Source organism: Mixta sp. Marseille-Q2659, assembly GCF_940807255.1.
Classification (GTDB): domain Bacteria; phylum Pseudomonadota; class Gammaproteobacteria; order Enterobacterales; family Enterobacteriaceae; genus Mixta.
Map to the genome: position 1 here is coordinate 1 of NZ_CALNWY010000047.1, position 20,197 is coordinate 20,197.

General features: G+C 52.7%; 18 protein-coding genes, 1 tRNA gene and 1 pseudogene. 10 read left to right on the forward strand and 10 right to left on the reverse strand.

Features of this window, described 5'->3' with window-relative positions; genetic code table 11:
• Positions 1-220 precede the first annotated feature (220 nt).
• Positions 221-1,354: a glutathione-independent formaldehyde dehydrogenase gene (locus tag P3C52_RS19790; RefSeq protein ID WP_275556590.1), complete on the forward strand. Its 1,134-nt coding sequence runs from the start codon at positions 221-223 to the stop codon at positions 1,352-1,354.
• Positions 1,355-1,601: 247 nt separating this feature from the next.
• Positions 1,602-2,770 (forward strand): IS3 family transposase gene (locus P3C52_RS19795; protein ID WP_275556591.1). Its coding sequence is split into 2 segments (ribosomal slippage): positions 1,602-1,851 and positions 1,851-2,770, totalling 1,170 coding nucleotides; the frame shifts between segments, so codons are not numbered across the junction.
• Between the two features lie 39 nt (positions 2,771-2,809).
• Here the strand turns inward: P3C52_RS19795 and P3C52_RS19800 are convergent.
• Positions 2,810-3,448 (reverse strand): glutathione S-transferase family protein, encoded by a 639-nt coding sequence (locus P3C52_RS19800; RefSeq protein ID WP_275556592.1) that lies wholly within the window; start codon positions 3,446-3,448, stop codon positions 2,810-2,812.
• Between the two features lie 410 nt (positions 3,449-3,858).
• On the opposite strand from P3C52_RS19800, the pseudogene P3C52_RS19805 reads away from it, so the two are divergent.
• A pseudogene (locus tag P3C52_RS19805) lies at positions 3,859-4,026 on the forward strand (NADP-dependent isocitrate dehydrogenase); the annotation flags it as partial.
• 305 nt (positions 4,027-4,331) lie between these two features.
• Positions 4,332-5,096 carry a hypothetical protein gene (locus tag P3C52_RS19810; protein WP_275556593.1) on the forward strand — a complete coding sequence of 255 codons (765 nt, stop codon included), beginning with the start codon at positions 4,332-4,334 and terminating at the stop codon, positions 5,094-5,096.
• Positions 5,097-5,730: 634 nt separating this feature from the next.
• Here the strand turns inward: P3C52_RS19810 and P3C52_RS19815 are convergent.
• Positions 5,731-5,988 carry a hypothetical protein gene (locus P3C52_RS19815; RefSeq protein WP_275556595.1) on the reverse strand — a complete coding sequence of 86 codons (258 nt, stop codon included), beginning with the start codon at positions 5,986-5,988 and terminating at the stop codon, positions 5,731-5,733.
• A gap of 493 nt (positions 5,989-6,481) precedes the next feature.
• On the opposite strand from P3C52_RS19815, the gene P3C52_RS19820 reads away from it, so the two are divergent.
• The 4 genes from P3C52_RS19820 (at position 6,482) to P3C52_RS19835 (ending at position 10,296) form a co-directional block, all read left to right on the forward strand.
• Positions 6,482-6,557 (forward strand) — tRNA-Val (locus P3C52_RS19820).
• Between the two features lie 95 nt (positions 6,558-6,652).
• A protein-coding gene (locus P3C52_RS19825; RefSeq protein WP_094106546.1) for an IS1 family transposase occupies positions 6,653-7,350 on the forward strand; the annotation gives its coding sequence in 2 pieces (ribosomal slippage) (positions 6,653-6,902 and positions 6,902-7,350; 699 coding nt in all).
• Positions 7,351-7,723: 373 nt separating this feature from the next.
• Positions 7,724-9,028 carry a branched-chain amino acid transport system II carrier protein gene (gene brnQ / locus P3C52_RS19830; RefSeq protein ID WP_275556596.1) on the forward strand — a complete coding sequence of 435 codons (1,305 nt, stop codon included), beginning with the start codon at positions 7,724-7,726 and terminating at the stop codon, positions 9,026-9,028.
• A gap of 38 nt (positions 9,029-9,066) precedes the next feature.
• Entirely contained in the window at positions 9,067-10,296 is a 1,230-nt protein-coding gene (locus P3C52_RS19835) for an AAA family ATPase (protein ID WP_275556597.1), read from the forward strand.
• Here P3C52_RS19835 and P3C52_RS19840 read toward each other — a convergent pair.
• Complete coding sequence (locus P3C52_RS19840; RefSeq protein ID WP_275556598.1) at positions 10,293-11,855, reverse strand: GGDEF domain-containing protein; 1,563 nt, start codon at positions 11,853-11,855, stop codon at positions 10,293-10,295. The genes P3C52_RS19835 and P3C52_RS19840 overlap by 4 nt on opposite strands.
• 413 nt (positions 11,856-12,268) lie before the next feature.
• Between P3C52_RS19840 and P3C52_RS19845 the strand changes: the two genes are divergently transcribed.
• Positions 12,269-12,547 (forward strand): hypothetical protein, encoded by a 279-nt coding sequence (locus tag P3C52_RS19845; RefSeq protein WP_275556599.1) that lies wholly within the window; start codon positions 12,269-12,271, stop codon positions 12,545-12,547.
• Positions 12,548-12,556: 9 nt separating this feature from the next.
• Here the strand turns inward: P3C52_RS19845 and P3C52_RS19850 are convergent, their stop codons facing one another.
• Both P3C52_RS19850 and P3C52_RS19855 read right to left on the reverse strand, forming a co-directional pair.
• A complete protein-coding gene (locus P3C52_RS19850) occupies positions 12,557-13,432 on the reverse strand; it encodes a DUF4198 domain-containing protein (RefSeq protein ID WP_275556600.1) in 876 nt (291 codons plus the stop codon).
• Between the two features lie 225 nt (positions 13,433-13,657).
• A complete protein-coding gene (locus tag P3C52_RS19855) occupies positions 13,658-14,677 on the reverse strand; it encodes a LacI family DNA-binding transcriptional regulator (RefSeq protein WP_275556601.1) in 1,020 nt (339 codons plus the stop codon).
• Between the two features lie 108 nt (positions 14,678-14,785).
• Between P3C52_RS19855 and P3C52_RS19860 the strand changes: the two genes are divergently transcribed.
• Positions 14,786-15,799 (forward strand): Gfo/Idh/MocA family oxidoreductase, encoded by a 1,014-nt coding sequence (locus P3C52_RS19860; protein WP_275556602.1) that lies wholly within the window; start codon positions 14,786-14,788, stop codon positions 15,797-15,799.
• A 142-nt stretch (positions 15,800-15,941) separates the two neighbouring features.
• Here P3C52_RS19860 and P3C52_RS19865 read toward each other — a convergent pair whose 3' ends face one another.
• The 5 genes from P3C52_RS19865 to P3C52_RS19885 all read right to left on the reverse strand — a co-directional run bounded on the left by P3C52_RS19865 (position 15,942) and on the right by P3C52_RS19885 (position 19,919).
• Positions 15,942-16,988 (reverse strand): Gfo/Idh/MocA family oxidoreductase, encoded by a 1,047-nt coding sequence (locus P3C52_RS19865; RefSeq protein WP_275556603.1) that lies wholly within the window; start codon positions 16,986-16,988, stop codon positions 15,942-15,944.
• A 17-nt stretch (positions 16,989-17,005) separates the two neighbouring features.
• Positions 17,006-18,190: a Gfo/Idh/MocA family oxidoreductase gene (locus P3C52_RS19870; RefSeq protein WP_275556604.1), complete on the reverse strand. Its 1,185-nt coding sequence runs from the start codon at positions 18,188-18,190 to the stop codon at positions 17,006-17,008.
• Positions 18,187-19,098: a myo-inosose-2 dehydratase gene (gene iolE / locus P3C52_RS19875; RefSeq protein ID WP_275556605.1), complete on the reverse strand. Its 912-nt coding sequence runs from the start codon at positions 19,096-19,098 to the stop codon at positions 18,187-18,189. The genes P3C52_RS19870 and iolE overlap by 4 nt, the downstream gene beginning before the upstream one ends.
• 143 nt (positions 19,099-19,241) lie before the next feature.
• Positions 19,242-19,502, reverse strand: coding sequence for a DUF2534 family protein (locus tag P3C52_RS19880; protein ID WP_275556606.1), 261 nt, complete (start codon positions 19,500-19,502; stop codon positions 19,242-19,244).
• A 279-nt stretch (positions 19,503-19,781) separates the two neighbouring features.
• Positions 19,782-19,919: a hypothetical protein gene (locus tag P3C52_RS19885; protein ID WP_275556607.1), complete on the reverse strand. Its 138-nt coding sequence runs from the start codon at positions 19,917-19,919 to the stop codon at positions 19,782-19,784.
• Between the last annotated feature and the right edge of the window lie 278 nt (positions 19,920-20,197).

The window sequence follows — 20,197 nt, forward strand, 5'->3', positions numbered from 1 at the left end:
GACAGGTATCGCAATCGATGGGAGGACGATCAGGATGTTTCTTACCTGAGTACCCAGGCATCTGTAAGGTAACTGCCTGTCTTACAGATGCCTGGGTACTCAGGTAAGAAACATCCTGATCGTCCTCCCATCGATTGCGATACCTGTCATGGCAGCTAAGCTTGATTGATACCCAATCCGCCGGGCAGCAGTTCGCTTCCGGATGCAAGAAGGAGAAATCATGAAAGCAGTAATTTACAACGGTCCTTATGATGTCAGGGTTAAAGATGTACCGGATGCAAAAATCGTCCGCCCTACGGATGTCCTTGTCCGTATTACCACCACCAACATTTGTGGATCGGACCTGCATATGTATGAGGGGCGGACCAGCTTTGAGCAAGGGCGTATTCTGGGGCACGAGAACCTGGGGGAAGTGGTAGAAATTGGCTCAGGCGTTGAACGTATTAAGGTGGGTGACTATGTTTGCCTGCCGTTTAATGTGGGATGTGGTTTTTGCGAAAACTGTGAGAAAGGTCTGACCGGCTTTTGTCTTACCACCAATCCGGGTACCGCGGGCGCAGCCTACGGGTTTGCTGAAATGGGGCCCTGGGAAGGCGGTCAGGCGGAACTGCTTCGGGTACCTTTTGCCGACTTTAACTGCCTTGTTCTTCCCCCTGACGCAGCAGAAAAAGAAGATGACTATGTGATGCTCTCGGACATTTTTCCTACCGGCTGGCATGCAACAGAACTTGCCGGTTTGAAACCTGGTGAAAGCGTGGCCATTTATGGCGCGGGACCGGTCGGTTTGATGGCCGCTCATTCGGCGATCATTAAAGGCGCTTCACAGGTATTTGTCGTGGATACGCATAAGGACCGGTTAGCTCTGGCAGAAAAAATGGGAGCTACAGGCATCAATGCTATTGGTGATGAAGCAGTCCAAAAAATTCTCGACCTGACGGATGGCCGCGGTACCGATTGTGGCTGCGAATGTGTCGGCTATCAGTGCTGTAACAAACATGGTCATGAAGACAATTCGGTCACTATGAACAGTCTTGTTGCCTCGACGAAAGCAACGGGGGGAATTGGTGTGGTTGGGGTCTTTATTCCTCAGGATCCAGGCGCTGAATCTGACCTTGCCAAAGAGGGTAAGATGCCATTTGATTTTGGGAGTTTCTGGTTTAAAGGGCAGGCAATCCGTACAGGACAGGCTAACGTCAAGGCCTATAACCGTCAGCTCTCCCGCCTTATCCATCACGGTAAAGCCAGCCCGGGCCAAATAATTTCACACCGTCTTTCGCTTGAAGAGGCCCCTGCGGGATATAAACACTTCGATGAGCGGGATGAAGGATGGACGAAAGTTATTCTTAAACCTTAAATAGAGTTGTCCGGTAAGGGAAAGCAAAAACCGGCAAAGAATGTATGCCTTTTGACAGGGTGCAATAAAGTATCCTGTCAGGCAATTATGCTTCATATCTCCAGCTGTCAGGCGTTTCCATGCTCAGACTTGCGCCGTAATTTTGACTGATAAGACAAATAAATACATTCAAGGGTGTAGTGGTTTACTGAATTTGGCCACCTGAACAGAGGTGATATGCTCACCTCAGAACATTACAGGTGCCTCAATGAAAAAAAGAAATTTCAGCGCAGAGTTTAAACGCGAATCCGCTCAACTGGTCGTTGACCAGAACTACGCCGTGGCAGATGCAGCCAGCGCTATGGATGTCGGCCTTTCCACAATGACGCGATGGGTGAAACAATTGCGTGATGAGCGGCAGGGAAAAATACCTAAAGCCTCTCCCATTACTCCGGAACAAATTGAAATACGTGAGCTGAGGAAAAAACTACAACGTATTGAAATGGAAAACGAAATATTAAAAAAGGCTACCGCGCTCCTGATGTCAGACTCCCTGAACAGTTCTCGATAATCGGGAAACTCAGAGCGCATTATCTGGTGGTCACACTCTGCCACGTGTTCGGGGTTCATCGCAGCAGCTACAAGTACTGGAAAAACCGTCCTGAAAAACCAGATGGCAGAGGGGCTGTATTACGCAGCCAGGTTCTGGAACTTCATAGCGTCAGCCATGGCTCTGCTGGCGCAAGGAGTATCGCAACTATGGCAACCATGAAGGGCTTCAGGATGGGACGATGGCTCGCTGGCAGACTCATGAAAGAACTGGGGCTGGTCAGTTGTCGGCAGCCCACCCATCGGTATAAACGCGGTGGTCCTGAACACATCGCTATCCCGAATCACCCTGAGCGGCAGTTTGCAGTGACAGAGCCGAATCAGGTGTGGTGTGGCGATGTGACCTATATCTGGACAGGCAGGCGCTGGGCTTACCTTTCCGTTGTTCCCGACCTGTTCGCGAGAAAACCGGTGGGCTGGGCAATGTCGTTCTCACCGGACAGCAGACTGACCATCAAAGCGCTGGAGATGGCATGGGAGGCCCGGGGAAAACCAGCCGGAGTGATGTTCCATAGTGATCAAGGTAGCCATTACACAAGCAGACAGTTCCGGCAGGTACTGTGGCGTTATCGGATCAAGCAGAGTATGAGTCGGCGTGGAAACTGCTGGGATAATAGCCCAATGGAGCGCTTCTTCAGGAGTCTGAAGAACGAATGGGTACCGGTGACGGGTTACACAAGCTTCAGCGATGCAGCCTGGGCAATAACGGACTATATCGTTGGGTATTACAGCGCGCTCAGGCCGCATGAATATAACGGTGGGTTACCACCAAATGAACCGGAAAGTCGATACTGGAAAAACTCTAAAGCGGTGGCCAGTTTTTGTTGACCACTACATACCGGACTGGATAGAGCTACGGGTAACAAGCTAAACCCGCAACTCCTCATAAGATATAACGACATGCTCCTCAAAGGCCGGCCGCGAGCGCAGACGCTCGTAATAGGCGCGTAAATTCTGGAAAGGCTGTCGAATTACGTCTATATCAAAGTAGCGGTACAGGATATGTCCTAGCTGAATATCTGCCAGCGAAAATGCTTCCCCGGCCAGAAAATCGTGTTTGCCGAGTTGCACTTCTGCGATGGAAAGGCTGTTTTCCAGTCTTACCATTGCTTGCTTAATGGCCTCCTCATCACGCTCACGTTCCGGCGTCCGGACTACCCGCCAGAACACAGGCGCAGTGAACGCCATCGCCACGTTAATTTTTGCCCATTCAGCCCATCGATCCACGTTTGCCTTTTTCTGCGTATCCTGCGGCCAGAAGGTTTCCGGAGCATAGCTGTTCGCCAGGTAGCGTAGAATGGCACCGGTTTCCCATAAAGGATGCGCATAACCATCCTTTATAACCGGTACTGTGCGGTTGGGATTCAGGGAATAAAAAAAATCCGTGTCAGTACCTTTAAACTTATGCCCCACATCATGCCTGACATACGATAGCTGCAATTCTCCAATGCACCACATTAACGCCTGAACGTTTGACGATGTTTTGCGACCCCACACGGTTAACATTAAGGCTCCTTCAGGGCATGTTATGTCAGTGAAATTAACATAACATTTTAAAGGTAACCCTGACAAAGTGACTTAAAGCTGTTACGTCCGCTTCTGGCACCAAGCGGACAGTTGATACAACGACAGACAGCTTTGAACAGGATGCAGAAGTTAGAGTGAACCGTCCCTGCATTATCTTTTTTCAGCCACCCAGAAGGACCCTACGATGCTTACAAAACCATCGTGGCTTAACAAAAAGGAAGCAGGGAGAAAGTGTAGGTAGCAATAAAAAACCTCAAATTTTCTTTCCCCAAAACTCATCTAACTCACTGTATTTATTAGTATCAAAATAAGCATTTTTTGGATTCACTTTTGGTCATAATTGGCTTTAAACGATATTTATTTCAAGGAGTTAACTTAATTCTACTAGTATACTGCTGCGCCACATGCAGTGGTTCGAAGCCGCAGACCTGATTGTTAAAGGCATGGAAGGCGCTATCGCCAACAAGACCGTGACCTATGACTTCGAACGTCTGATGGAAGGCGCTAAACTGCTGAAATGTTCAGAGTTTGGCGACGCGATAATCGAAAATATGTAATCGCTGAGTCGTAACATATAGTCAACATAAGTTGTTAAGTTTATGTTGACTTTTTTATTTGCGCTTATCGCCGCTTACGCATTTATCCTCTGTGCGCCTGTATTTGTCTCATATCGCTGGATGCAGTGCGCATTGCTCAGTAATCTGAGAAGACCCCTATCCATTTTGCTCATATCTTCATCGCTGTTGCGTTATTAGCTTCGAACGTAGAAATACGAGCGTCCCTGCACCATTTACCTTCATCCGGCGCATTCATCGCTATCCTTAAAGCCTGAAAAAATTTAATCAAGCAAGGGAAAATACGTATGGCAGCGATTCCGTTATGGGCGCAGGCAGGTTTTTGGGGCTTTATATCAGGTTTTGCACTGGTTATAGGGGCCGCTATCGCCTGGTTTATTGCCGTGCCGCAGCGCCTGATTGCGGCGGTCATGGCGTTTGGCAGCGGTGTTCTGATCTCAGCCTTATCTTTTGAACTTATGGATGAGGCTTACAAAACCGGCGGGTTTGATTCCACGGCAGTGGGTTTTATCGGTGGGGCGGCTGTTTATACGCTGGCTGGCTGGGTGCTGGCAAAGCGGGGCGCCCGACATCGTAAGCGTTCTAATGGAAAACAGCCTTCGGAACAGGAGAGCGGAGGTAGCGGAACGGCCATTGCGCTTGGCGCGCTGCTGGACGGTATTCCGGAATCAATCGTTATTGGCTTATCGATGCTGCATGGCGGGGTGGTCAGCGTAGTAGCGGTGATTGCTATTTTCCTGTCGAACATACCGGAAGGGCTATCCAGCGCAGCCGGCATGAAAAAAGCGGGGCGCACAGCAGGGTATATTTTCGGCGTATGGGGCGCGATTGCTATTGCTTCCGGCCTGGCGGCGCTGGCTGGCTATACGCTGTTCCAGGGGTTCTCGCCGGATATTGTCGCCGCGACCACGGCCATCGCTGCCGGGGCGATTCTGGCCATGCTGGTAGATACCATGATCCCTGAAGCTTTTGAGAATACCCACAATTTTGCCGGATTGATTACCGTTGCCGGATTTTTAGCGGCATTTATCCTGAGTAAATCTGGCAGTTGATTAAAAGCAGCGTCGGATTGCAGTATGGACGGCAAAGAGCAGCGCGACGGTGGACGCGACAGAATAAAGATCCCAGCTACCGGAATGCAAACAGCGCCTATAATAGGTGCGCAAGCTCATCAGAGACTCAGGCACATCAGAAGGGGAGCTATGAGAAAAGTCGTAATGCTGGTGGTCTGTTTAATGCTGACGGGGTGTTCATGGGGCGTGGCTTCACTGATCCCCGCATCGGATGTCTGTCCAAATGGACGTGACGGTATAACAGGTCAGTGCCGATAGCAGCTGGCCCGGCTACAAGCCGGGCCGTTCTGTCATTTATTGTTATAAATATCTGTTTTAACCGTTTTCCTGCAGCAACCATCATCTGTTCACCATCTTCTTTACTGAATACGCCCCGCTGCGGATCCGGTAGGCCTATCCAGCACGCCCGATAATGACGTGTTTCCAGCGTTTTAGTAGTGGTCGCTCCGCATCCAGTATGCAGGGCGCGGACGCCAGAGCATTAATAACCAAGTAAAAATCGCGCCCGCCGGCAACATCACATCGTAAAAAAGCCCTGCTTTTACCCCCATCCTGATGTCGGAAAGAGGGTTCAACAGGGCCTTAGCGAGATGCCAATGGCATCAAATCCGCGCTAGTCGCGTGAGATAAATATAATATGGGACGGCGTTTCGTTAACCAGCAGCATCTCCTCGGACTGGCCGCTGGCGGAAACAAAAGTGACGGTATCGCCCTGGCTCAGATCTTCAAAAGCCTCGGCAGGCTGCGTAGCCTTCAATATTTCAAAATGGCTGCGTGGGGATGCGTTTTCTCCTTCAGGCTGCTCGGTAAAATAGTTGCCGGTAAAAGCATATTCCGGGTGATCTTTGATGTGCAGTTGAACAGAGGGCATAACACCTCCTGATGGCCATGGTCAGAATTATCAGCCTAAACGCAGATGGCCAGTTTGCCATTGAAGGGAGGCAGACAAAATAACGATTAAGATTAATCCTAAACGAGCAAAGCGAGAGGATCGGCTCCGCTCAGGCAGGGTGCGCATTGACTTATAAATATACAAATCTATGCACTTTAAATCTGCGTTTGTGCTTGTTAAAGCCTGGGTTAAGCGTAGTCTTAAGTCTCTACAGAAATTTCCGAGGAAATTGTCTCCAGGAGCAATTATGCTTTCACTCAGGTTTTGTTGTCCGGTCTGCGGCAGTAATAAATTTATCTTTACCTGTCGCTCCAGCGTTCAAAAAACGCACCACGGCGCTGTCTGCGCCTGTTGCCAACTTCCTCTGACGCGTTTCTCCTGTTTCGCCGCGTTGCCGGCTAAACATCAGTGGTATAAAAATGTCTAGATTTCAGCGTATTAACCTTTTCTGCTTTACTTGATTACCTTCAATACGGGCGTGGTATAAGCGGCGATTACACCAGCCGTACCGGCTGAAGATGCGGGTTCGAGTCCTGCTGCCCGTTCCATTTCGCCTTCTCTGTCAGGCATTTTATTACGCTGTTTTTTGGTAATGCTGCCAACTTACTGATTTAGTGTATGATGGTGATTTTAAGGTGCTTGCGTGGCTTCCATTTCCATCAGATGTCCTTCCTGCTCCGCTACTGAAGGCGTGGTGCGTAACGGCAAAAGCACTGCCGGACATCAGCGCTATCTCTGCTCTCATTGCCGTAAAACATGGCAACTACAGTTCACTTACACCGCCTCTCAGCCCGGTACGCACCAGAAAATCATTGATATGGCCATGAATGGCGTCGGATGTCGCGCCAGTGCACGCATTATGGGCGTTGGCCTCAACACGGTTTTACGTCACTTAAAAAACTCAGGCCGCAGTCGGTAACCTCGCGCATACAACCGGGCAGTGATGTGATTGTCTGCGCTGAAATGGACGAACAGTGGGGCTACGTCGGTGCTAAATCACGTCAGCGCTGGCTGTTTTACGCGTATGACAGGATACGGAGGACGGTTGTGGCGCACGTCTTCGGTGAACGCACTCTGGCCACACTGGAGCGTCTTCTGAGCCTGCTGTCGGCCTTTGAGGTCGTGGTATGGATGACGGATGGCTGGCCGCTGTACGAATCACGCCTGAAGGGAAAGCTGCACGTTATCAGCAAGCGTTACACTCAGCGCATTGAGCGACATAACCTGAATCTGAGACAACATCTGGCAAGGCTGGGACGGAAGTCACTGTCGTTCTCAAAATCGGTGGAGCTGCATGACAAGGTCATCGGGCATTATCTGAACATAAAACACTATCAGTAAGTTGGAGTCATTACCTGTTTTTTTACCTCTTTCCGAAACGAACCTCGCCTGATATATATTTCACAGATATGAATAAATCGTTAAATTTATTCGCTGTCATGCCAGCTTTACGCCGATAAAAAGATAAGCAAGCTAATAAATATAATAAATAATCATATTTAAACTGCTTAACATCGCTATCAATATAAAGTAATTAAGATAGAGGGGATTATTTAATATAGATGGCGAGAGAAAATGGCTGAATAATGTTGTGTTTTATTGTTCGTATTTAACAAATAGCTTTCTCTGTTAACTAATAATTTAACTTGTTGCTGGCGATAGCGGTTTTATCGCGATCAGTCCAACAATAAATAACTATAGAAGATGGGTTAATATGCGAAAGCAGATACTGACGCGTTGGGATACGTTGGCGCTGGGGTTTATGACATTAGCGCTGTTTTTAGGTGCCGGGAATATTATCTATCCGCCCTATGTCGGCAAGCTTACCGGTGGCAATTATCTGATTGCCTCCGGCGGATTTATTGTTTCCGGCGTCGTGCTGCCGATGCTGGCGGTGCTGGCACTGGCGAATAAGGGCGGCGATCCGCTACGGGTTTGCGCGCCGCTGGGAAAATTTTGGGGTACTGTGCTGGCGGCCAGTTTTTATCTTTTTCTGGGCGTTTTTTTCGCCAGTCCGCGTACGGCAACCGTCTCTTATGAAATGGGGCTCAGAAATTTTGTACCCGATAACCCGAACTCGCTTTATCTTTATACCTTTCTGTTTTTTATTATCGTTGGCCTGTTGGGGTTATATCCGCATCGCCTGTTAAAAACCATTGGCTATATTCTTGCGCCGTTAAAGCTGCTCTGTTTAGGCTGTCTCGCGGTCTATGCCGTGCGTTCTCACGTCGATAGCGCGGCGATCCAGCACGGTGCGGCAGCGGGTAACGCTTTCTCCACGGGAATGATTAACGGCTATCTCACCATGGATACGCTGTCGGCCTTAACCTTTGGCGTTATTATCATTAACAGCCTGAAAGAGAAGGGCATAAATGAGGCCGCCGTTATAAAAAAATATACGCGTATTGCCGTATGCATTGCTGCCATGGGTTTAATCATTATCTATTTCAGCCTGATGCGTATTGGCGCGGGATATGCGCATTTATCCGGTTTCGATAATGGCGCACAAATACTGCGGATATTTATTGTCGATAATATGGGCATGACCGGTAGCCTCTTTATGGCGGTGCTGATTTATCTGGCCTGCACCGTCACTGCCGTTGGCTTAACCTCATCCACCGCCAGCCTGTTTAGTCAGATGCTGAAGGTAAAATATCCGGTGATGCTGGTGCTGGTGGTATTTTGCTCATTTTTGCTGGCTAATTTCGGCCTGACGCGGTTGATTGCGTTTTCCGTTCCGGCGCTGTCGGTTATTTGTCCAGCCTGTACCACATTGATTGTGCTTTCTCTGCTGCGCGTACCGGAAAAAGCGATCGCCTTACCGGTCTGGGTCAGTATTATTTTCAGCTTTAACGATGCGGTTCTTATACCATTCGGCCTCGGCCTTCCTTTTTCTGATAAAATCCCGCTCTCAGACGTTTCTCTATCCTGGCTATTTCCTGCGGTAGTTGCGGTGTTGATTGCCTGCATCCGCCTACGCCTTAACGAAAAGCTCAAATCAGAGACGCATTGCCTGTAGAAGTTACTACATTACTGATTTTTATTTTGTGGGTTTTTATGAAACAGCAGGGTTGGAAGGTTCAGGATACTATCTGGACATTAGGTTTATATGGCACCACGGTAGGAGCAGGGACGCTTTTCCTGCCAATCGAAATCGGCACGCGTGGCCCAATCGTATTCATTATTATGCTGCTGTTGGGATTGCCGCTTTCGCTGCTGCCGCATCTGGTGCTGTGCCGGGTCTATATGAGCGATCCAGACCGTCAACGCTTGCCTGGGCTGGGTACCTGGTTCGGCCCTCACGGCGATCGATTAATGACGCTGCTTTACTGTATCGCTTTCTATCCGGTGATGCTGGTTTACGGCATTTCGCTGGTTAACGCGCTGGATAACTTTTTAGTCGAGCATCTGCATTTTGCTGGCGTCAGCAAGGGCATGCTGACTTTAATCTGCATGGTTGTGCTGTTCGGCCTTCTGAGCAAAGGCCGCGATAAAGTTGTCAGCACCATGAGCGCGCTGGCATTGCCATTTGCCATTGCGATTATCGCTATTGCCGTCGTGCAAATCCCGCAATGGCGCTGGGAAAATGTGGCCGACGCGCTGAACGCGCTGCCCTCCACCTCGTCCGGCACCACCCTTAAAAACATCTGGCTGACGCTGCCGCTGATCACCTTTTCCTTTTGTTGTGCGCCGATCATTTCACCCCTGGCAGCGCATTATCAGGAACAGGACGATGTGCCGCGCGCCTATCAGGTAATTAAAATTGCTTATCTGGCGATATTTATCAGCATCATCTTTTTTGTTTTCAGCTGCGTATTAAGTATGCCGCACGATACTTTTGCTGAAGCGAAAGAGAAAAATCTGAACGTACTGTCGATTATTTCTTCGCCGGATAACGCAGGCTTGCTGTTTTATGTCGCGCCTTTTATTGCCATGGTTGGCATGACCAAATCCTTCCTGGGCGTTTCGCTGTCGGTTACCGAAACCTTTAGCGATTTTACCGTCCGGCTGTTTAACTGCCGCAGCATCAGAAGCCGTAAAATCAGCCGGGCAGCGGCGGTTATCGCCATGTATCTGGTGACCTCGCTGATCGTGTACACCGATCCCAATGTGATTACGCTGATTGAAGCCTTTTGCGGCCCGCTGATCGCAATTATTCTGTTCCTGATCCCGGCCTGGCTTATCTATAACAAACCGGCGCTCGCTTTTCTGCGCGGGGGGAAAGCGCTGGCGATTTTGATCGGCGGTATCGCCACGCTTTCGGCGCTGCTCTATTCGATGATTTAAAGCGGGCCCGCGTCTATTGTCGTCGCCCGGTTGCGTCCCTGGTGCTTGGCCTGATAGAGCGCCAGGTCCGCGCCTTCCTTAATATGCTGCGCATCCAGCGTGACATGATGACCGGTTAGCGCAAAACAGCCTGCGCTGAGCGTCACTATCCGCTCTTCCAGGCTGGTGCTTTCATGGGGGATGGCCGTTTCACGCACGGCCTCTACCGCGCTTTGCGCGATGCGCAGCGCCGCATCCAGCGAGGCGTCCGGCAGGACAATCGCAAATTCTTCACCGCCGTAACGTGCGATCAGATCCGTTTGCCGAAGCGGCATATTTTTCAGCGCTTCGCCCACGCGGCGCAGGCAGTTATCACCGGCAACATGGCCGTAGGTATCGTTGTAGCGTTTGAAAAAATCAATATCCATCATGATGAGGGCGACCGGCCTGCCGCTGGCAGCAGAGCGTTTAAGGCTCTGCAGCAAAAAGACATCAAACTGTCGTCGGTTCGGCAGGCCGGTCAGACCATCCAGCATTGCCAGCGCCTGCAGGCTTTGATTGATGGTGGTCAGCTCATCACGCAGGGCCGTCAGCTCCACCTGGTTTTCCACGTTAGTGCGTACCTGGCGGAGAACAACCGTGCCGATCATTAAGATGATCATCAGCAGCGTGGCGTTAAGCACTAAATCGGGCATGCTGTCGCGTAGCCACTGCGACCAGAGCGCGGATTTATCGATGCCTGCCGCGACAATCAACGGATACTGACCGGAACGGGCATAGCCGAATATGCGCTCTTTATTATCCAGCGCGGAATTCCAGGTGCCTTTTCCGCGATCCGCCTGCACCAGCTGCGTGGTAAACAGCGGACTGGATGAAAGGCTGCGGTTAATAAAGGTATCCGGTAACGGACGCACGTACAGCGCCGTTCCGTCATCGAGCAGCAGCGCCAGTAGATCGCCGTCGCCCATTTCAAAATAGCTATAAAAGCGGCGAAACGAATCAACGCGCACGGTGGCCAGCGCCACGCCGGCAAAAGCGCCAGCGGCATCATTCAGACGGATCGACATTGGGATCACCAGTTCGCCGGTGGTGCGGCTGCGGATGACGTGGCCGATATGGGTTCCGGTATGGCGATTCTGGCGATGATAAGTGAAATATTCTCGATCTGAATTATTTATGCCGACGGGAATATGCGTTGCGGAGGTGGCAATCCAGTTGCCCTGGGCGTCGTAGACAAACAGGCCGTTCAGCTGCGGCAGGCTGTTTTTCATTTCCGCCAGCACCTTGTCCAGCCGCGCTTTATTCTCGCTGGTGGGGCCGCCTTCGGGAATTTCACGCTCAATGGCGCGCAGCGTAATTTCCGTCTGTAAGAAAGTATCTTCTGCCTGGCGCGCCTGTGAAACCGACAAGTTTACCGCGTTGCTCTCAGTATCTTCCAGCTTGCGTTGCCAGGAGTTATCAAGCGTCCAGGCGCTGATTACCAGCACCGCCGTCAGCAACAGCAGCATAAATATCGCCATTGTTTTGCCCAGCGAAGAGTGCAGAACAAAAGCGCCGGAAAGTTTTTCGCCAATTTTCATAAGGTTCTTTGCTGGTTGGGCCTGACGTTAAGTAAAGCACAGCTTATGTTTAGTGGCGAAAAGGGGGAAGCAGTTACCTGCGCGTTATTCTTCAGCGGCCATGCGCGCTATTTGCATATCAACCAGGCTGTCGGAGACATGAATCGCCGCCGTAAAGCCCGCTGCAATTGCCATCAGCCACATAAGTTTCTTCAGCGTCATCATTCTCTCCACACTGCGCTTTAACAGACGATTCCCAGCTATTCCGGCGCGTCAAAACTGAGATTGAAAAGATGACGCATTCTACAGTTAACTTTTATTTGTACAAAAAGTTAATGTTTTTAATGACAAAGGTTGCATGGTTAAGTTCTGGCTATCTCAGCAAGCTGCATTTCCCGTTAGCCAGCGTTGGGCTTTAAGAAAATAATTGGCGCATGACTACTTATCGCATTCGCGTTGGGTTTCATAACCCTTCCGCCCTGACATTTTTACAGCTTGATGAGCTGTTGGAACCGCGCCGTTTCTGTCGGCTCAGCTCCTATGGCGAAAAGTTTCGTTGCTACATTGAATATGAATATCAGTCGGAGGTGCATGATTACTGCTCTGTCTGCCAGCTTGCGTGGACGCAGGCCTGCAAAGTGAAAAGAAATCCGCTGGTGCTGGTTGAAGTGAAGAATATCAGAGAGACCGGCGCGGGTTGCGCGCCGGAATGACAAATAGCGTTATTCGGCGATGGAAAAGCCAAAGGTGGTTTGATCCAGATGAATATCGCAAACCGCTTTATCTTCATAAGGCGTATCGTTAGCCGCCATCAGCAGCCACTGGCCCGCCTTCAGAATCGGCAGGCTTAATTTGCCGTTGCTGTCGGTATGATCCTTCATGGCAGCATTTTCATAGGCATAGGTATGGGCCAGCGCCGGATGGCTCAGGTTGGTGTCGGCGCTGTGATGATGATGATGGTGGTGGTGATGCGTGTCAGCAGCGCGCGGAGCCGATAAATCCACCATGGCAATACCCACTTCATGATTAGCCAGCGGTTTTCCATTGGCCAGCACGGTGATATTGAGCGTATCGCCGGTTTTCAGCGTCGCGGGATCGACTTCCGGGACAAATTCCAGTCGCACGCCGGTCGGCTGCGTCAGCGCCTCATTATTGCCGGGCGTGCCCACATAGCTGGCTGTTTTCGCGCTCATGGTGCTTTCCATGCAGTAGCTGCCCGGCCACTGCTGTTTGTTGCTCTGGCGCCACTGGTACTTCTCGCCTGCGGGCTTCAGCGACCAAAACGCCGGTTTATAGGTGGCCGTCACCAGCCAGGATCCGCTGACGGGGTTGTTCTGACTGAAGCGATACTGTTCGCTGTTAATCGGGAATTCGGTGGTTTTTTTGTCACTGCCGATCGCTTTTAGCGGAGCGAACAAGGCCTGGCGCGCGGCAGGAATCGGCTCGCCATGCGGAAAGTTTTCTCCATATCCCATCTCAATCTGTAACGGGTTGCCTGCGCTAACCGGCGGCACATTTAACCAAAGTTCATGTGCCTGCAGGCTGGCTGAGGCCAGCGCCGCCACCGAAAGGGTGGCGCTTAACAGCGTCTTCTTCATTTTATCTCCTGAACGTTCCCAAAGGTTCCAATATGCGTTTTCAGCAGGGCCAACAGGTAAAGTCGCTGAATGGCGTTAATGTTATATCATAACAATATGCCGCTGGGTAGGCCGGGTGTTTTGTTACAGGAAGACGTTAGAAAGGCTGTTTACGCAGCGCGTGCCACGCTGATTTTACTGAATAAACCACTTTATTAGCCTTTTCCTGGCGGAGCGGTGCGGCGTTTAGCGATAGTTCTCTTCGGTATAGAGCATAAACTCCACCTTGCCGTCGGCGTAGGTTTGCGGCGATTCGCCGCCGTCGAGATGGCGCAGCAGCAGCTCAACGGACAGCTGCGCATGACGGCGCGTATTTTGATCGAGCGTCAACGAAAGCGCGCCTTTTGCCAGCAGATCGCGCGTCGTGGCGTAGAGTTCATGGGTGATATAAATGCAGCGCTGCAAAATACGATGACGCGCCAGCGCTTCGCTGATTTGCGTATTGCCGAGCCCGGTATTGTACAGGCCCCCAATCGCACAGGACTGTGCCAGCTGCTTTTCCAGCAGTTTGCTGATGGTGTCGCGCTGTTCGTTACCCGCCAGCACCTCGCGCAGGCGAATATGCGGAAACTGCTGCTGCAGTACATCGCGAAACCCTTCAATCCGCTGCCGGTGCGCGCTGTAGTCGAAGCGCCCGCTAACCATGATCACATCGCCGCCCTGATGCAGCATCCGTCCCATCATCAGGCCTGCGGTCCGGCCCGCCTGTAGCTGATTAATGCCGACGTGACAAAGCCGCTCCGCACCGGGCAGATCGGTTACCAGCGTAATGACCGGCACCTTGCGCGCTTTGCACAGCGCCAGCGCCTCGAAAATGGCCGGATGCTCATGGGCGAAAACGATCATCCCGTCGCGCTGTTTGCTGCATTTAATGATGTGCGCCGCCAGCCTGTCCGGGCGATCTTCAGGAATAAACGTGCGGTGCAGCGTTAGCCGCCGGTAGCCGAGGCCGGTTGCCACGGTAGCAAAGTCGCTGGCCAGTTGGCGAAAAAAGAAAGAGTCGTTGCCGCTCAGCACCACTTCTATCTGCCACGGTTGCCGATGTTCTTCCGGTAAAATGCGGTTCAGGCCCGCATCGCGCGCCGCCTGCAATATCTTACGCGTGGTTTCCGGCGAGACGCCGCCGCGCTCATTCAGCACCCGATCGACCGTTGCCAGCCCAACGCCAGCCCTTTGCGCCAGCGCGGCAAGCGTGACTTTTTTCATTTCCCACTCCGTTGAGGTAATCCCATCAAATTCACCGTTCAGCTTATACGGCGGCGCGTTTAACTTAACAATCTGTTCACAAAATAGCGAAGGAAGAGGGCGTTGAAAATGGCAAAAGTAAAATTTGCGCTGGTTGGCTGCGGTTTTATCGGTCAGGTCCATGCGGCTAACCTGGCGGCGCACCCGGAAACCGCGTTAACGCTGGTGGCCGATCTCGATCCCGCACGGGCGCAGGGCTTAGCGCAGCGTTACGGCAGCCGGGCGCTGGCGGTAGAACAGGCGATCCGCCATGACGATATTGATGCGGTGCTGATTGCCAGCGCTACGCCTTCCCATGCGCAACTGCTGGAAGCCGCCGCGCGCGCGGGTAAGGCGATCTATTGTGAAAAGCCGATCGATCTGTCGCTCACGCGCGCGCGGCAGGTGGTGGAAAAGGTATTGCCGCTGGGCGTACCGGTCACCGTCGGCTTTAACCGACGCTTCGATCGCAGCCATCGTCAGCTCAGGCAGCAGATTATGCAGGGCGCCGTTGGGCAACCGGAACTGATTCAGATGGTGTGCCGTTCGTCAGCGATGCCGCCGCTTGATTACTTACGCAGCTCTGGCGGACAGATGCGTGATCAGGCGATCCATTTCTTCGATCTGCTGCGCTGGCTGAGCGGCGATGAGGTGACGCTGATCGGCGCGTTGGGCGCCACGCTGGCACAGCCCGCTTTACGCGAACTACAGGATGTGGATACCTCGGTACTGATTATGCAACTGCAACGGGGCGGGCTGGCGCAGTTGGATAATACGCGCCGTACCGGCTATGGCTACGACGAGCGGATTAGCGTTATGGGCGCCGCCGGGCTTGCCGAATCTGCCAGCCAGTCGCCGCCGGGCGTAACGCTCTGGCAGGGCGACAGGATCAGCCAGCCAGGGCTTTACCCGGACTGGTTTAGCCGCATCAAAGAGAGTTGGTACGCGCATCTGGATGCCTTTGTCGGCCTGATACAGGGAAGAGCGGTTGACGATCTGCCGGGGCTGCTGGACGGACTGCAGGCGCAGGCGATTGCGGAAGCGGCGGTCTGCTCGCTGGCAGAGCGAAAATTTTATCCGGTCGAGCAGCTGGCCGGGCGCTAAGCAATAAGGCAGCCGAGGCTGCCTTATTAAAGTATGCGTCTATTTACCGGCCTCTGTTTCGCTATTTGATCGCCGCTGGCGGTCAATTTCGCCGCCGTTTTGCCGATAAATTAACACCAGTCCGCAACGCTATCCTTTGCCGTCAGGCGGTGCGCGGTGGCCGTTCCTCATTAAATACAATGCCCATCTGACGGCGCGCTTCATCCATGGTTGTCAGCGTCAGCAGCGAGGTCGCCAGCGAGCGAATCGGCGAATCCGTCATCCCCTGGCCGATACACCAGGCAAAATGTTCCGCCTCATGCGCCAGCTGGCTGTAGCGGTTAGCCGGTTCCTCCCAGCGCAGCACGTGATTACCCTGACTTGATGTCAGGGTAAAGTTGCCCGGCGCATAAAACTGCCCGTCAAGAACCAGCGTTGCGTCACGACCGGCCAGCGTCGCGCGCCCCGGCGTATTACTGAATAAGGTGGTATTCAGCACCGAGTGGAGGCCCTGAGCATGCGTAAAGAGCATTGAGGTCTGGCCGTTCACGCCGCCCGGCGCAGGTTCGCCGCGCGCAATAATGGTTTCCGGCGCGCCGCCGATCATGATGCTAAAGGCGACCAGATAGCTGCCGAGATCGAGCATCGGCCCGCCCGCCAGCTCAGGGTTAAAAATACGGTGTTCGGCGGTAAAAAACTCGCCGTGGTCGGCAATCAGCGTATGCAGATCGCCCAGCGCGCCGTCGGCCAGCAGCTGGCGCAGAACATCATATTTCGGTGTGAAATCGCACCACATCGCTTCCATACAGAGCCGATCCGCTGCTCGCGCAGCGGCCTGTAGCGCCGCGGCTTCGGCAGCGTTGAGCGCCAGCGGCTTTTCGATCAAAACGTGTTTACCGGCGCGCAGCGCCTGCATCCCGTCGGGAAAGTGGTGGTTATGCGGCGTGGCGATATAGACCGCATCCAGATCGCGCAGGCTCAGCAAATCTTCTGCCTGGGTAAATGTATGGGCAATATCCCAGCGCTCAGCGAAGGCGCGCACCTTTTCGGCGCGGCGGCCACAAACGGCTATCAGCTGCTGATCGCTGTGCTGCTTCAGCGCGTTGGCAAAATGGTCGGCAATCCAGCCGGGACCGATAATGCCCCAGCGCAGGGACGGGATCGCTTTGCGCTCAGGCAGACGCGGAACGGGTAAGGCGGAAGGGAACATAACAACTCCTTTTTTATTTAACGCAATAAGCGTACCGGCGGGACATCGACCCAGCAGTACGTCGCCATTGATTCTTCAATAGCATTCAGGATCAGCTGATTCTCCAGACCAAAAGCAAAGTCTGGATAACAGCCGCCGCTACCGCATATGCCCTGCACCAGATCGTGAATTTCAATAACTTTCACATCGAAGTAGCCGAGGCCGCCGCCGCCGAAATCAAAGCCAAAGAAACCGGCGTAAGAGGGGATCTGGCTGCCTGCATAGAGCGTTTTAAAACCGCGATCGTGGCGGTCGTCGCTAAAACGATAAACCTGCAATTCGTTAAACCGCTCGCCGTCCATACAGATGGTGCCTTCGGTGCCGGAGACCTCCCAGTAGACGCCAAAAAAGCGTCCGGCGGCGATGCGCGAAGCTTCGATAACGCCCGATGCGCCGCTGGCGAAGTTAACCAGGCACTGCACCTGATCGTCATTTTCTACGGCGCGCATCTCTGCATCGGCTTCCACACGGCTGGCGTAGCCCGCGTCGGTTTGCGGTACCGGACGCTGTTGAAAGAAGGTTTGCGCGTTAGCGGTCACCTGGCTGATACCACCCATTAAAAATTGGGCCACGGAAAGGGTGTGCGCGCCTAAATCACCCAGCGCGCCGCTGCCGCCCAGGGTTTTGGAACAGCGCCAGGACCAGGGTAAATTCGGATCGTTGTAAAAACCCTGATCGAAAGTGCCGCGAAAGCGCACCGGCCTGCCGATGTCGCCACGCTCGATAATCTGTTTCGCCAGCAGCGCCGCCGGGGTTTTGATATTGTTAAATGCCACCATGGTTTTAACGCCTTTACGCTGGGCGGCCTCGGTCATTTCCATCGCCTGCTGCGCGTTAACCGCCAGCGGCTTTTCGCAGTAGACGTGCTTACCCGCCGCAATCGCTGCCAGCGCCATCTCATAATGCAGATGATTCGGCGAGGTAATATCCACTACATCCACCTGCGGATCGTTAACCAACTCGTGCCAGTCGCCGTAAGCCTTTTCGGCGCCGAAGCGGTGGGCATGGGTTTCCGCCTGCGCCTGATTTTGATCGGCCAGCGCATATAACACGGGACGCGCCGGGAGATCAGGGTAGATCAACGCAGCACGTCGCCAGGCGTCGGCGTGCGCCTGGCCCATAAAGCCTGAGCCGATCAGGCCAACGTTCAGGATCTTTTTCATGCGATGGTCTCCGGGCTGGTTACAATATGTTGGCGTACCCAACGGGCCGCGCGCGTGACGGTGGCCAGCGGTGGCGCCAGCGCCGGATCCTGCTCCGCTTCCACAATCAGCCAGCCCTGATAGTTGCCTTGTTGAATGAAATGAATCAGCGGCGCATAGTCGATGCAGCCATCGCCCGGCACGGTGAACAGGCCAAGGCGTACCGCCTGGTTAAAGCTCAGATCTTCCGCCGCGGTGCGGGCGAGGATCGCCGGACGCACATCTTTCAGATGAATATGCCGGATACGGTGACCGGCGTTGTCCAGCACGCTTGCCATATCGACGCCCGCCGCGCAGGCGTGTCCGCTGTCCAGCACCAGCCCGACATTGTCGCTGGTGGCGGCAAGAAAGGCGTCCAGCTCCGCCTGTCGTTCAACCAGCATCATCAAATGCGGGTGATAGGCCAGCTGTAGCTGATAGTCGCGCAGCAAAATATCGGCAAAGGCGTTCAGCCTGCTGGCGTAGGCGGGCAGATCGACAGACTGCAAAGAAGGGGAGAGTGACAGGGGCTGATCCAGCGGCGCGTCTCCCGGCATTTTGCCGCATTCGCCGTACACCATGACGTTTGCGCCCAGCTTATGCAGCAGGCTGGCGTGATCGCGCACCGCCGCCAGTTCATCCTCCAGCGACCGTTCGGCAAGAAAACCGCTGTGCCAGCCGGATGCCAGCCGCAGCTGCGTCTTTTCCAGCAGTGGCGCGAGGGCCTGCGGCGTGCGGGGAAATTTACGTCCCAGTTCAATGCCCTGATAGCCCGCCGTTGCCGCCTCATGCAGGCAGGTTTCGACCGCAATATCATCGCCTAAATCGAGCAGTACATCGTTAGTCCAGCTTAGCGGGCTGACGCCCAGTTGAATGCGTGGTAACGCCATAGCGGTTCTCCGGTCATTGCGACTGGCATCACTATAAAAAAGCGTTTGCGGCAGGTGTTACCGCTTTGATGAGGGAAAAACCTCAACTACCGACGCGTTGGGCGATCGGTAGCCGTTAGTAAAGGTGCGGACGGTGACGGGAATTAATGGTTATCTTTTTCGCCAAGAAAATAGAAGGCCAGCGGCAGGGAACAAATAATGGTAATAACCGTGGTGTAAACAATAACCATCGCGCCTTGCAGAATAAACATTTGCGTTGTCCAGTCGGCGAGCGGCATATTATATTCTTCAATCACGCCGCCGATGGTTGCGCGAATAAGAATGGCCAGCGCAATTAAAAAAACAATTAATACCGAAAGAAGAAACTTTTTCCCTTCGGAAGTTTTTAATTTATTAAGTAACATATGCCGCCTCGGTATTTACTCTTAAAGCCTGATTAACGAATGCGGATAATTCTACCCGCTGAGCGCATAAAAATCTCCTTTCATTCCGCCAGAAAGCATTTTATTTTCGGTGCTTCGGTGCTTCGGTGCTTCGGTGCTTCGGTGCTTCGGTGCTTCGGTACGGCGGGCAGCCAGCCTCTTTAGTGCGGCTGCCCGCCGTACTAATATAAAATTGCCCGGTAGACTGAAGTCGCATCGCAAACAGACCTGAAGTAAGGGGGCTTGCGCCCCCGTTGTCCCTTAACGTGGAGCAAATACCAGCGTTAGTTTTAAGAACATCAACTCAATGCTGGCCTGTGCTAATCGGTCTCCATTCAGGAAAAACCAGATCAGCAGCAGGCTGAACACGATAAACAATGTACTCTCTTTCGTCGGCATTACGCCCCCTTGCATTAACTGCGATTAAGGGGCAACAATCAGGTTGTTAAGACTTGTTGTGGCCCCATGGTTAAACAATCTATTGTTTACCTGGGGCTTTTGTTTATTCATTTTCCGCCAGCGCGGGAGTGAATAACCTCCAGCGCCGGGCGCGGCTATGTTACGCCCTCCCTATATCTGACGCTATCTACTTTTTAATTATTCCTTTGGGTTTAAAATTAACTATTCAATTTAAAATTAATGCTCCCGCGATAATAAAAATAACGGTTTTATTAGTT